Here is a 12,749-nt window from a genome sequence, read left to right as displayed (position 1 = left end):
CGACGCTCAGACGAAGTCGCCCGGCTCGCCGCTCGCTTCGCCGCTCGGTTCGAGGAACTCCAGCCGGTTGCCCACCTTGTCGAAGGCGTAGAAGCGGTCGAAGCCGGGGAAGCCGGTGTCCCGGACCACCGGGTGCCCGCCGTCCTCCAGGCGGCGGGCCAGGTCGCCGAGGCGGTGCACGAGTATCCCGGGGTGGGCCTTGCGCGCGGGCCGGAAGTCGGGCTCCACGCCCAGGTGGACCTCCAGGCGGTCGCCGCGGAACCAGCAGCCGCCGCGGCCCGCCAGCTCCGGGGGCTTCGCCACCTCGGCCAGGCCGAGCACGTCGCCCCAGAAGGCGCGGCACAGGTCCTCGGCGCCGGGCGGGATGGCGAGCTGGACGTGGTGCAGTCCGCCGAAGCTGTAGTGGGGGAAGGTTTCCGTCGTCACGGTGTGCTCATTTCCGGTGGAGGCGGTCGGGCTGTTCGTCGGTCATCGGGTCGCCCGCCGCGTGGATGCGCCAGTGCAGATCCTGTACCCCGGGTTCGCGGGAGAGCTCGGTGACCAGGCGTTCCAGGGCGACGGTGTCGGGGCCGTCCATGGCGAAGGTCACACGCAGCAGAACGGTGACCCTGTCGTCGGGTTCGGTGACGTGCATGCTGCGCATGCGCGCTCCGGACCCGGTGAACGCGATGACGCACAGGGCGCGCACCTTGGCCTCCGAGCGGCGGTCGCACCGGGCGTGCACGGTGCAGGCCGTCGGCACGGCGGGCTCGGGGAGGCGGGGGCGCCGGAGCAGGGGACGGTGCAGAAGTCTCACGGTGATACTCCTGGGCTGATCGGTCGTCGGCGCCGCGCGGCCGGTCCGCTCCGGCGACGGCGTACGGGGCCGCTGCCGTCGGACGGCCGCCCGGAGCGTACGGCGGGCGCGGCCGGACGTACGCGCGGAGGGACGGCCGGACCGTGGCGGGACGGCCGGGAGGGCGGCCCGACCGCGGGCGTGGGGAAGGTGGTTACCGCGTGCCGGAGGCCGGCGAGGACGGACGTACGCGGGGGCGACTGTGGCCCGGACTGCCGCAACTGCTGTCCATGTCTCTCGCCTCCTTCCGGCCGTGGCGCGCGGGGCGCCGGACGACGCGACGGGGAACGGACCGGCCCTCGCGGCCGGTTCACCCGTGGGTCGTCAGAGCTTTGACACTTCTCGAACCGACCGAAGCATAGCCCGAAACTTGCGCGACAACGCAAGTACTTGACGCGGCCTTGGCGCGGGCCGCTCCGCTCAGCGCGTCACGAGCACGACCGGGCGCAGCTTCTCCTCCAGGAGGGACAGCACGCGTTCGGCGTGCGGCAGCACCCAGGGGGAGAGCGTGGCGACGCCGACGGCGGCGGCGACGCCGGTCCAGGCCACCGGCCCCAGGGGCGTGCAGCCGAAGAAGTGGCTGACCAGGGGTGTCTGGACGATTCCGGCGAGCACGAGGGCGGAACCGAAGGTGGTGGCGAGCACGAGGGGGCTGCGCTGCCGTCCCCGGACGGTCTGGGTGAGCTGGGCCCCGACCACGCCGCACAGTGCCATGGTGCTGGTGCGCCGGGGTGTTCCCGGGGTGAGCCTGCCGATGAGCCAGGCCGTGGCCGCGCCGAGCGCGGTGACCAGTCCGCGCTGCCGGATCTGGCGGGTGAGCGGGGCGCCGAGCGCCGCGATGCCCACGGGGGTGTCGCCGGAGGGGCGGTCCCCGGTGTCCGGTTCCCCGTCCTGCGGTGTGACGGCGTCCTGCGGTGTGACGGCGACGGCCATCGCCGGGAACATGTCCGTCAGGAGGTTGACCAGCAGCAGTTGGCGCGTGGAGAACGGGGAGGCGCCGTCCAGCAGGGTGCCGAGCACGGTGAAGCCGACCTCGCCGAAGTTCCCGCCGATGAGGATGCTGATCGCGTCGGCGACGCTGCGCCACAGGGCCCGGCCCTCGGCGACGGCGTCGACGAGGACGGACAGTTCGTCGCCGGTGAGGACGAGGTCCGCCGCGTTGCGGGCGGCGGCGGAGCCGCGGGCCGCGATGCCGACGCCCACGTCGGCGGCGCGGATGGCGGCGGCGTCGTTGGCGCCGTCGCCGACCATGGCCACGACCCGCCCGGCCTCCTGGAGCGCCTCGACGACCTGGAGCTTCTGTTCGGGGGCGACGCGGGCCACCACTCCGCAGTCCCGCAGCAGCGCGGCCCGGCCCGCCCGGTCGAGGCCGGACAGCCGGTCGCCGGTGACGACACGTACGTCCTCCGGCCAGCCGAGGGCCACCGCGACCGCGCGGGCCGTCTGGGGGTGGTCGCCGGTGAGGACGACGGGCCGCAGTCCGGCCCGGCGCAGCCCGGCCACCAGCGGGGCGGAGCTCGCACGCGGGGTGTCGGCGAGGGCGACGAAGCCGAGGAACTCCAGTCCCCGGAGCGGCCGGTCGAGCGCTCCCGGAGTCTCCCGGGGCTCCAGTGTCCGCCGGGCCACGGCGAGCAGGCGCAGGCCCTCGCAGGCCAGGGTCTGTGCCCGTTCCTCCGCGTCGGCGGGGACGTCCTGGCAGTGCGGCAGGACGATCTCCGGCGCGCCCTTGACCACCAACTGGTGGGCGCCGTCGGCCGTTCGTCCGGTCGCGGCGGCGTAGCCGCGGCTGGCTTCGAAGGGCTGGGCCTCGGTCCGGGTCCAGTCCGGGTCGTCCGGGGCCGATGCGAGCACGGCCTCGTCGGTGGCGTGCGCGTGGCCGCCGGTGTCGTCGGCGGCGCACGGGCAGGCGCGGGCCGCGGCGCGGAGCACGTCGGCGGCCTCGGGGGCGTCGGCGGGGCAGGTGAGGCCCTTCGCGGTGACGAGGTGCACGACGCGCAGGCGGTTCTCGGTCAGGGTCCCGGTCTTGTCGAAGCAGATCGTGTCGACGCGGCCCAGGGCTTCGAGGGTACGGGGGGTGCGGACGAGGACGCCGCGGCGGCTGAGGCGGCGCGCGGCGGCCATCTGCGCGACCGTCGCCACCAGCGGGAGCCCTTCGGGGACGGCCGCCACCGCGACCGCCACCCCGCCGCCGACGGCTTCGCGCACCGGCCGTCCGCGCAGCAGGGAGAGCCCGGTCACGGCGGCGCCGCCCGCGAGGGTGAGCGGCAGCACGCGCTTGGTCAGTTCCTGCAGGCGGGCCTGGACGCCCGCGGGGGCCGGGGCACGTGCGGCCAGCGCGGCGGCCCGGCCGGCCTGGGTCTGGTCGCCCGTGCCGACGACGACGGCCCGGCCGCGGCCCGCGACGACGGTCGTTCCCTCGAACACCATGCAGCTGCGGTCCGCGACGGCCGCTCGTGGTGTGGCGGCCAACTGCTTGCGGGTGGGCAGGGATTCGCCGGTCAGCGCGGACTCGTCGATCTCCAGGTCGGCGGCCTCCAGCAGGCGGGCGTCGGCGGGCACCACGTCGCCCGTGGTCAGTTCGATCAGTTCGCCGGGCAGCAGCCGGGCGGCGTCCACGGTCGCCGTGGCGCCCGTGCGCGGGTCGGTGACGCGGCGGGCCGTCTGCCGCTGTCCCACGGCGAGCGCCGCCAGGGCCCGCTCGGCGCGCAGTCGCTGCACTCCGCCGACCAGGGCGTTCATCCCCAGCGCGCCGGTGACCAGCAGGGCGTCGACGGTGGAGCCGAGGACCGCGGAGGCGGCCGCGCCGACCGCGAGCACGGGCGTGAGCGGATCGTCGAGTTCGGCCCGCACGGCCGCGATCAGACGGGTCGTCAGACGCGCGGGGGCGAAGACCGGCAGATGTGCCAGCGCGCGGACGCGCGTGCGCGGCCCGTCCGGCGTGCCGGGCGCGGTACGGGGCGTACGGGCCAGCCGGGACAGTGCCTCGTCGGGCCGCAGGGCGTGCCAGGGTACGCGGGGGCCGGGGCGGGGCGCCTCGCGTCCGGCGGCTCTGTGCGCGGCCCGCCGTCCCGAGAACAGGGCGGCGACGGCGGCGGCGTTGACGGGGCTGAGGCGGATGCCGACGGGCAGCAGCACGCGGCGGGCCCGGGAGGCGCCTCCCGTGACGACCAGCAGCCCGGACAGCGCCGCCCCCGACTGGGCCAGGACGGTGGAGCGGCGGCCGACGTCCCGCGCGGCGGCGGCGGCCGTCAACAGCCGCCAGACGCCTTCCAGTCCGGTCGGCGCGAGGACGTCCGCGTCCCACACCACGGCGCCGCGGCCGTCGGTGAGGGACACGGCGAGGTCTCCGGCGAGGAGGCCCGCGAGCACGTCGTCGCCGGGGTCCCCGGAGTGGACGCGGGCGACGGTCAGGACCGTCTTCCCGTCGTCGTGGAGTGCCCGCACCACGTCGGCCGACGGGCGTTCCGGGGCGGCGATGACATCGGCCAGCGCGGCGAACTCGCCGAGCGACGGGTCGTCCACCACCACGACGTCGAGGCCGGCCCGGCGGGCCGCGTCGAGCACCGCCTCGGCGAGCGGGTCCAGCTCCCGGCCGACCAGTACGGTGCCGACGTCCTCCCCGTCCACCGAGACGGTCAGCACACCGGTGTCCGCGGGTTCCGCGCCGGGTGCCGGGCGCAGGACCGGTGCGGGGCCGTCGCCGCCGCCGCGCAGCGCGGTGGCCGCCGCGTGCCACAGCCGGTCGTGGTCCCAGGAGGCGGTGCCGGGTTGTACGTCGAGGACGGTCCGGCGCCGTCCGTGCAGGGCGCTGGGGTGGAGGACCACGGTGTCGACGAGTTCGAGCCGGCGCAGCCGTTCGACGTCGCGTACCAGTACGTCGTTGCGGGCGAGGGCGCCGCCCAGCGCGGCGGTGAACGCGGCCGGGCCGTACCGCGCGGCTTTCGGGGATCCGGCCAGGACCGCTTCGGCGGCTCCCGCCAGGCTGTGGGTGAACGCGAGCGTGGCGGCCGCGCCCACCAGGCTTCCGGTGACCGCCGTGTCGCCGTACTCCTCCCCCGGGCCGCGCCGTAACGGCGGCCGGGCCCGCTCCGGCGCGGCCGGGGCCGTACGGCCCGGCGCGCAGAGGGTGTCGTACGCCGCGTCGAACGCGGCGGCGCGGGCCAGTGCCTCCCCCAACTGGCCCGCGCGCAGCATCGCGTCCAGCACCAGCGCGGTCGGCGACTGTCCGAGGCCGTGCGTGGCGGCGTTGACCGCGGCCAGCAGCAGGTCGGCGCCCTGTGCGCCGAGTCCGCGGCGCAGGGCGCCCCGGACCCGGGAGTCCTCGCGCAGCAGCGTGACCGCGGCGGTGACCAGCCGTGGCGACTGCCGCAGGCGCATCGCCCGCGCGGTCACGGCCGTGGCGACGCCTGCCGCGTCACAGGCGAGGACGAACGCCAGGGCGCGGATGTCGTCGTCGGCGCCGGGCCGGGACGCGTACGGCCCGCCCCGGCCCGGCGCACGCGGAGACCGCCGGTCCGGCCCGGGGACCAGCGCGTTGCCTGCAGCCTTCGTCAGGCGTACGGCCGTGGTGGACGCCTGGGCCGCTTCGTCCGCGACGGCGCGCGCACCGGTGGAGGCGAGTCCGGCCACGCCGCGCAGCACGGCACCGGCCGGTGGGGCGAGGAGGCGGGCGGTACGGGCGGGGGCGGTGAGGGCGAGGCCCAGCCCGGCCGCGGGCAGGCCGGTCGGCAGACGCAGAACCACTGTCCTACTTTCGTGGGATGGCCGTACCCGGTCACGACGGCGGTGCGTCGCGGCGGCGTACGGAGAGAGCTCTGTGCCCGAGACGGCCGGGCTGCCGTTGACCTCGCCCGGCGGTTCAGCCGGCCGTGCGGTCCGGCGGGGGCGCCGCGTCGGCCGCGGCCGCGCCGCTCCTCCCGCTCCGCGCCTCGCCCGGCTTGGCCCTGGCGGTGCCCTTCGTCCGCTTGGGGGCGGCGTCGGCCGTTGCCGGGGCCTGCCGCTCGTCGGCCGGCGGCGCGCCCGTGCCGCCGCCGTTCCGGGGGCGCTGCTGCGTCAGCCACACGGCCGCCGCGCCCACGGCCGCCACGGGCCATTCGACGATGCCGACCGCGCCCAGGACGCCGACACCCGCGTACACCGCGATGCGGCGCGCCTGGGGAGACACCGAACCGACCACGTCCAGCACGCCGTTCGCGGCCCCCTTCACCAGACCGGAGCCGGGCACGTGGTCCACCACCGCCCTCACCGCCCCGACCGGGCCGGACGGCCCCGCCGGCCGTGACGAGGACGGGGGCAGTATGCCGGCGCTCTCGCTCATGAATTCTCCCAACACGGATCGCGGGCACGGCCCCAACAAGCCTTGCCCTCCTGGGGGTTTGTCTTTGCCATCTCTTGTTTCCCCAAAGTTGCCTTGACAATGTGCGCGCGGCGTCATGATTCTCGAGATACCGAGAGGTGTCCTCCCGCGACGCGGGGGTTCCCCGGCGCGTACGGCATCCACGGGTGCCCAGGCCGCGAGGAGGTGAGGGGCTTGAGTCCCTGGCATAGTCCCGAGCCCGTTCCCGGGCCCGTCACCCGCCCGTCATCGCCCGGTCGCCGCTCACGCGCCCGTTGACCTCCCCGTGCGCCGGCCTCCCCGCCCCAGGGGCCCCGAGGCATGCCGGGGCCCGGTCGCGCGCGTCCGCACGTGACCGGGTCCGCCCCGCCTCCCGGAGTCCACCGTGCGCGTTCAGCTGATCTGGCCGAACCTGGCCGTGTCCTGTCTTCCCTGTCCCAGCGTCACCTTCGTCGTACCCGACGTCCCCTGCGACGCGTTCCGCCCGGTGCTGCGGTGGGCCCTGGCCCACGCGGAACCCGTCCTCGGCAGTGCCGCGGACGCCGCAGGCGCGGGCCTCGCCGCGCAGTTGCTCCTCCGGTCGGCCCTCCGTCTGCTGCTGCGGGCCCTCGACGGGCCGGAGCGCGGTGCCGTCCCCGCTCCGGCCGTGGCCGGGTGAGCGGGCGTCAGCCGAGGGCCTCCGCCAGCAGGGCGGCGGCCCCGGCGACGAGGGGGTCGTCGGCCTTCGCGGCGGGATCGTCATGGGTCGTCAGGACGGCCAGCACGATCGGGGGCCGGCCGGGGGGCCAGGCGATGCCCACGTCATTGTTGGTGCCGTAGGACCCGCCGCCGGTCTTGTCGCCGACGATCCAGTCCTTGGGCAGGCCGGCCCGGAGGCGGTAGGTGCTGGTCGTGTTGGCGCGCAGCCATCCGGTCAGCCGTCGCCGGTCCCGCTGGTCGAGCGCGTCGCCGAGCACGAGACGCTCGTAGGTGCTGCCGATGGCACGGGGGCTGGTGGTGTCGGTCACGCGGCCCGGTTCGGCCGAGTTGAGGTCGGGTTCCCAGCGGTCGAGCCGGGTCGTGCGGTCCCCGATGGAGCGGCAGAAGCGGGTGACGGCCGTGGGGCCGCCCAGTTCGCGGAGGAGGAGGTTGCCCGCGGCGTTGTCGCTGAAGGTGATGGTGGCGTCGCACAGCTCCGCGACGGTCATGCCGTTCGCGACGTTCTCGTCCTTGCTGGTGACAGGGGCGTGGCCCGTCGCCTCGGCGTAGTCCTTGGTGTACCGGATGCGCTTGGCGAGGAACTCGCCGTTGTGGTCGAGGTCCCGCAGGACGGCGGCGACGGCGAGCGTCTTGAACGTCGAGCACATCGGGAACAGTTCGTCGGCGCGGTACCGCACGGTCCTGCCCGTGGCCGTGTCGTGGGCGAACACACCCAGGCGGGCGGAGTGCTCCTGTTCCAGCCTCCTCAGCCGCCGGGAGATCCCTTCCGCCGCCTCCGCCCGGGACGTCGAGGCGTACGCCGTTCCCCCCGCCCCCACGGACATGGCGGCGGCCAGCGCCGTCCCCGCGCCGAGGGCCAGTACCGCGCGGCGGGGCGGGCGTGCTCCTGTGGTCTCCAAGATTGCTCTCTCCTCGTACTCGTCGGTCACGATGTCATCCAACACGCCTCTCATGCGATAACTGGTTCCACTTAAGTGGCATTCGATCTCATTTTTATCTTCTGACATCGTTCGTCACTGGTGACCCGGCGGCTCACCCTGGCCGGGCCGAGAGCGTCGGCGCCCGGGGATTGTCAGTACCGCGTGCGAAGCTGATCCAGTGCTGTTCACGTCCTTGAGGGGGGACTTCTGATGAGCGACGAGACGAGCGACGATCAGCAGCGATCGCCGGGGCAACGGGCGGTCGGCCCGGCGGACTTACCGACGGCTTCGGCCGCTCCCGCGTGGCGCCGCCGCAGGGTGTTGGTTTCCGGTGTCATCGCGATCCTGATCACCACGGCCGTGGTCCTGATCAACGTCTTCGAGCCGGAGCACGAGAAGACGCTGCCCACCGGGATCGAGCAGCCCGTCGACACCAGGGCGGCCCCGGCCCCCGACCACAGGCTCTCCGCCCCGGAGACGGTCCTGGGCGACTACCACCGGGGGCATGGGACGGGCATCAGCACAAAGGAGAGGAACGGGGAGAACCTGTTCATGTGGCTGGGCATGAAGGCACCGCGGGTCGCCGCCTCGCTCTACGAGCAGCCTGACGACGAGGAGGGTGCCACCCGGGCGCTGATGTTCAGGGGCGGCTGGGGCAGGGTGGAGGATCCCGGCAAGGCCGTTGACCTCTACTTCTTCTTCCTGACCAAGACCGCCCCCGTGCCCATGCGCGGCCCGGCGATGGAGCTCGATGCGGGCAAGCCGGAGAAGTTCTCGCCCCGAGGCCTCGACGACGCCACGATGAAGTGCCAGTTCGCCCACGAAAAGCGGTCCGACCCCGGGGCGTCGCCGCTTCCCGTACCGCTGTGTGTCTGGGCCGACCACGACACCGTGGGTGCCACGTTCGTCTTCGACTTTGTGAAGGCGGGCGGTGCCGGTGCGAGCCTGGCCGAGGCGGCCGATGCGGCTGCCCGGTTGCGAGGGGAGATACGCGTCCCGAGCAGGTAGCGACAACCGCCCGAGGGACCGCGGTGCCGGACGACCGGATGCCACCACGCCCCCGCTGACCCCTTCGGCCTCAAATCACCTCGTGCGCCGTGCCGTTCGGCGGAACCATCGGACCTCTGGCCCCGAACACGGAGGTGTGCGCGCCATGAAGCCGAGCAGCGTTCGCAGGGGTGCCGCGGTCGTGGCGGTGGTCGTCGCCGCGGGTTTCGTCGGCGGGTGCAATCGCGGGAGCAACACCGGTGGCGGAAGGCATACGGGTCCGGCGGTGGGTGTGGATCTGCCGCGGTCCGATTCGGACTTCTGGAATTCGTATGCGGCGTATCTCAGATCGGAGGGGAAGGGCACGAACCTGCTGCCGGTCAGCAACTCGCAGAACGACATCGGGAAGCTGGTGGCCAATATGCAGGTGTTCCAGGACACCGGGGCGAAGGCCGTGGTCATGGCACCTCAGGACACGGGTGCCGTCGCGTCCGCGCTGAAGCGGCTCGCCGACCGGGGCATACCCGTGGTCAGTGTCGACACCAGGCCCGACAAGGAGCGGGTCTACATGGTCGTGCGGGCCGACAATCGGGCGTACGGCGTCAAGGCCTGCCGCTTCCTCGGCGGCCGGCTGGGGGGACGGGGGAAGGTCGCCGAGCTCCAGGGGTCGCTGGACTCCGTCAACGGGCGTGACCGGTCGGAGGCCTTCGCGGACTGCATGGGGAAGGAGTTCCCCGGCATCGAGGTCTTCCCGCTGCCCACCGACTGGAAGGGCGATGTCGCGTCCGCGAAGCTGCAGAGCCTGCTGGCCCAGCACCCCGATCTCAACGGCGTCTACCTGCAGGCCGGCGGTGTCTTCCTGCAGCCCGCGCTCGCGCTCCTCCGGCAGAAGGGCCTGCTGCGGCCGGCGGGGGAAGCGGGCCACGTCACCGTCGTCTCCAACGACGGCATCCCCCAGGAGCTCGACGCCATCCGCAAGGGGCAGATCGACGCCACCGTCTCCCAGCCCGCCGACCTGTACGCCAGATACGCCCTCTACTACGCCCGCGCGGCGGCCGGCGGAAAGAGGTTCGGCCCCGGTCCGACCGACCACGGCTCGACGGTCGTCAAGCTGTCCAACGGTCTGGAGGACCAGCTCCCCGCGCCCCTGGTGACCAAGGAGAACGTCGACGACAAGTCCCTGTGGGGGAACGGTGTCGGCAAGTGACCGGAAGGACGACGCCCTTCCCCCATGGCGAACCCATGGCGAGCCCATGACGAACGCCGCTTCACAGGTCCCGGTGGCGGAAGCCATCGGCGTCTCCAAACGCTTCGGAGCCACAGTCGCGCTGCGCGACGCCCGCATCTCCGTCCTGCCGGGCGAAGCGCACGCCCTGGTCGGCCGCAACGGCGCGGGAAAGTCCACGCTCGTCTCGCTCCTCACCGGTCTCCGGAAGCCCGACGAGGGCACTCTCCTGTTCGACGGCGAGGCCGCTCCCGCCTTCGGTGACACCGGCGCCTGGCGCTCCCGGGTGGCCTGTGTCCACCAGCGGTCCACCGTCCTTCCCGACCTCACGGTCGCGGAGAACCTCTTCCTCGGGCGCCAGAGCACCTCGGCACTGCGCCCCATCCGCTGGAAGCGGCTGCGCCGGGAGGCGGCACAACTGCTCGGCGCGTACGGCGTGGACGTCGATCCGGCCCGCCCGGCACGCGAACTCACCGTGGGGGAACGGCAATTCGTGGAGATCGCCCGCGCGCTGTCCTCCGGTGCCCGGTTCGTCGTCCTCGACGAGCCGACGGCGAAGCTCGACGCCCGCGGTATCGAGCGCCTCTTCGTCGAGCTGCGGGCCCTGCGGGAGCAGGGGGTGGCGTTCCTCTTCATCTCGCACCACCTGCGCGAGGTCCACGAACTGTGCGGCACCGTCACCGTCTACCGGGACGCGCGCCACGTCGTGACCGCGCCGGTGTCCGAGCTCGGCCACGCGGCGCTGGTGGAGGCGATGACGGGGGAACGGGCGTCCGCGGCGCCGTACCACGAGCCGGGCGCACCGGTCCGCGAGGACGCCCCCGTCCTGCTCTCCGTCACCGGGCTGACGCTGCCCGGTGCCTGCCGGGACGTCTCCTTCGCCGTACGGGCCGGGGAGGCCGTGGGGCTGGCGGGCTCCGCGGCGAGCGGCAGCGTCCGGGTCGGGGAGGCCGTCGCGGGGCTGTGCCGTGCGCGGGCCGGGCGCGTCGAGGTGGCGGGGCGCCCCGTCCGCGAAGGCAGCGTGCCGAGCGCGCTCGCCGCCGGGATCGCCCTGGTCCCCGAGGACCGGCACGCGCAGGGCCTGTTCGCCGGGCGCGGTGTGCGGGAGCACATCGCGCTCGGCGCCGGGAAGCGGACCGGGCCGTTCGGTGTCGTCCTCCCGTCCCGCGAGCGGGCCGTGGCCGAGCGCATGATCGCGGATCTGGACATCGAGGCACCGGATGCCGCGGTGCCCGTCGCGGCGCTGTCCGGCGGCAACCAGCAGAAGGTCGTCGTCGCCCGCGCGCTGGCCGGGGATCCGCGGGTGCTGGTGGCGATCCGTCCGGCCAACGGTGTCGACGTCAGGTCGAAGGAGTTCCTGCTCGGCAGGGTCCGGCGGTTCGCGGACGGCCGGCGGGCGGTGCTGGTGGTCTCCGACGAGCTGGACGACCTGCGGGTGTGCGACCGGGTCCTGGTCATGTGCCACGGGCGGATCACCGCGGAGTTCGCGCGCGGCTGGAGCGACGGCGAACTGGTCGCCGCCGTCGAGGACGTGGCGGAAGCGCCGGGGAAGCCAGGGAAGCCGGGGAAGCCAGGGAAAGGGGACGGCGATGCCGCCCGTCACTGACGTCGTCCGCGCGGCGGGAGGCGCCTGGTCGCGCGGGCCGGGCCGGGGCGTCGTCCTCGCGCGCCTGCGGAGCCTCTCGCTGGTGCCGGTGCTGCTGGCGCTGGGGGTGATCGGTTTCGTCGTGTCGCCGGCATTCCTCACCTCGGACAACCTGCTCGGTGTGGCCCAGCAGTCGACGGAGCTCGGGGTGCTGGTGCTCGCCGAGGCGCTCGTCCTCATCGGCGGGCGGATGGACCTCTCCCTGGAGTCGACCATCGGTGTCGCGCCGGTCGTGGCGATGTGGGTGGTGCTGCCGCCCGACGGCGGGCGGTTCCACGGGGCGGGTCTGCTGCCCGGCGCGTTCTCGGTGCCGGTGTGCCTGCTCGTGGGTGCGCTGGTCGGCGCGCTGAACGCCTTTCTGATCCTCGGGTTGCGGCTCAACGGGTTCATCGTCACCCTGGGCGCGCTGACCATGCTGCGCGGTCTGCAGATCGCCGTGTCCAAGGGGCAGTCGATCGTCGAGGTGCCCGCGTCGTTCACGTACCTCGGACAGGCCGTGTGGCTCGGGGCGCCGGCCGCCGTGTGGATCACGGGTGTGCTGTTCCTGGTGGGCGGGCTCGCGCTGGCCTGGTTCCGGCACGGCCGGGCGCTGTACGCCATCGGCGGCAACCCGGAGGCCGCGCGCGTCGCCGGGATCCGCGTCGACCGCGTCACGTGTGCCGTTCTCGTGCTGGCCGGTCTGCTCGCCGCCTTCGCGGGCATTCTCTACACCGGTCACTACGGCTCGGTGTCCGCGACCCAGGGCAGCGGCTGGATCTTCCAGGTCTTCGCCGCGACCGTGATCGGCGGGGTGAGCCTCAACGGCGGGAAGGGCACGCTCTTCGGCGCGCTGACCGGTGTGCTCACACTGCAGCTGGTGGTGAACGTCATGACGCTGGCGGGCGTCCCCCCGTTGTGGAACCAGTTCCTCAACGGCGTGATCATCATCGTGGCCCTGGCCCTCTCCCGCTTCGCGTCGGGCGAACGCCAGGAGTGAGCGCCAGGAGTGAGCGCCAGGAGTGAGCGCCAGGAGTGAGCGCCAGGAGTGAGTGTCAGGGGCGGGGTGTCAGGGGCGGAGTTCCCCCGGCCGGTCTTCCCCGGAGTGCCGGACCCGGTCGGGGACC

At 74.2% G+C, this 12,749-nt stretch carries 10 protein-coding genes; 5 read left to right on the top strand and 5 right to left on the bottom strand.

What is annotated here, in order from left to right; genetic code table 11:
- Window positions 1-6: 6 nt before the first annotated feature.
- From ACWD4A_RS08795 to ACWD4A_RS08780, 4 genes are all read right to left on the bottom strand, one after another.
- Window positions 7-426: a glyoxalase gene (locus ACWD4A_RS08795; RefSeq protein WP_451191248.1), complete on the bottom strand. Its 420-nt coding sequence runs from the start codon at window positions 424-426 to the stop codon at window positions 7-9.
- Between the two features lie 7 nt (window positions 427-433).
- On the bottom strand, window positions 434-796 hold the full coding sequence (locus ACWD4A_RS08790) for a hypothetical protein (RefSeq protein ID WP_451191246.1): 363 nt from the start codon (window positions 794-796) through the stop codon (window positions 434-436).
- Between the two features lie 459 nt (window positions 797-1,255).
- The gene (locus tag ACWD4A_RS08785; RefSeq protein ID WP_451191244.1) at window positions 1,256-5,578 is read right to left on the bottom strand and encodes an HAD-IC family P-type ATPase; all 4,323 of its coding nucleotides are present in this window, start codon (window positions 5,576-5,578) and stop codon (window positions 1,256-1,258) included.
- Window positions 5,579-5,693: 115 nt separating this feature from the next.
- Complete coding sequence (locus ACWD4A_RS08780; protein ID WP_451191242.1) at window positions 5,694-6,152, bottom strand: hypothetical protein; 459 nt, start codon at window positions 6,150-6,152, stop codon at window positions 5,694-5,696.
- A gap of 403 nt (window positions 6,153-6,555) precedes the next feature.
- On the opposite strand from ACWD4A_RS08780, the gene ACWD4A_RS08775 reads away from it, so the two are divergent.
- Window positions 6,556-6,828 (top strand): hypothetical protein, encoded by a 273-nt coding sequence (locus tag ACWD4A_RS08775; protein WP_451191240.1) that lies wholly within the window; start codon window positions 6,556-6,558, stop codon window positions 6,826-6,828.
- A 7-nt stretch (window positions 6,829-6,835) separates the two neighbouring features.
- Here the strand turns inward: ACWD4A_RS08775 and bla are convergent, their stop codons facing one another.
- Window positions 6,836-7,693, bottom strand: a complete 858-nt coding sequence (bla, locus tag ACWD4A_RS08770) for a class A beta-lactamase (RefSeq protein WP_451191399.1) — start codon at window positions 7,691-7,693, stop codon at window positions 6,836-6,838.
- Window positions 7,694-7,999: 306 nt separating this feature from the next.
- On the opposite strand from bla, the gene ACWD4A_RS08765 reads away from it, so the two are divergent.
- From ACWD4A_RS08765 to ACWD4A_RS08750, 4 genes are all read left to right on the top strand, one after another.
- Window positions 8,000-8,797, top strand: coding sequence for a hypothetical protein (locus tag ACWD4A_RS08765; RefSeq protein WP_451191238.1), 798 nt, complete (start codon window positions 8,000-8,002; stop codon window positions 8,795-8,797).
- A gap of 145 nt (window positions 8,798-8,942) precedes the next feature.
- Window positions 8,943-9,983, top strand: a complete 1,041-nt coding sequence (locus tag ACWD4A_RS08760; RefSeq protein WP_451191237.1) for a sugar ABC transporter substrate-binding protein — start codon at window positions 8,943-8,945, stop codon at window positions 9,981-9,983.
- A 46-nt stretch (window positions 9,984-10,029) separates the two neighbouring features.
- Window positions 10,030-11,607, top strand: a complete 1,578-nt coding sequence (locus tag ACWD4A_RS08755) for a sugar ABC transporter ATP-binding protein (RefSeq protein ID WP_451191235.1) — start codon at window positions 10,030-10,032, stop codon at window positions 11,605-11,607.
- Window positions 11,591-12,622: an ABC transporter permease gene (locus tag ACWD4A_RS08750; RefSeq protein ID WP_451191233.1), complete on the top strand. Its 1,032-nt coding sequence runs from the start codon at window positions 11,591-11,593 to the stop codon at window positions 12,620-12,622. Before ACWD4A_RS08755 ends, ACWD4A_RS08750 begins: the two co-directional genes overlap by 17 nt.
- Window positions 12,623-12,749 lie beyond the last annotated feature (127 nt).

The organism is Streptomyces sp. NPDC002537 (genome assembly GCF_053594975.1).
This window is presented reverse-complemented; position numbering and strand designations above follow the sequence as displayed.

Excerpts from the sequence above, each read along its gene's own strand:
- ACWD4A_RS08750 (WP_451191233.1), top strand. The coding sequence starts at position 11,591 with ATGCCGCCCGTCACTGACGTCGTCCGCGCGGCGGGAGGCGCCTGGTCG.
- ACWD4A_RS08780 (WP_451191242.1), bottom strand. The coding sequence starts at position 6,152 with ATGAGCGAGAGCGCCGGCATACTGCCCCCGTCCTCGTCACGGCCGGCG.
- ACWD4A_RS08755 (WP_451191235.1), top strand. The coding sequence starts at position 10,030 with ATGACGAACGCCGCTTCACAGGTCCCGGTGGCGGAAGCCATCGGCGTC.
- ACWD4A_RS08760 (WP_451191237.1), top strand. The coding sequence starts at position 8,943 with ATGAAGCCGAGCAGCGTTCGCAGGGGTGCCGCGGTCGTGGCGGTGGTC.
- bla (WP_451191399.1), bottom strand. The coding sequence starts at position 7,693 with ATGTCCGTGGGGGCGGGGGGAACGGCGTACGCCTCGACGTCCCGGGCG.
- ACWD4A_RS08765 (WP_451191238.1), top strand. The coding sequence starts at position 8,000 with ATGAGCGACGAGACGAGCGACGATCAGCAGCGATCGCCGGGGCAACGG.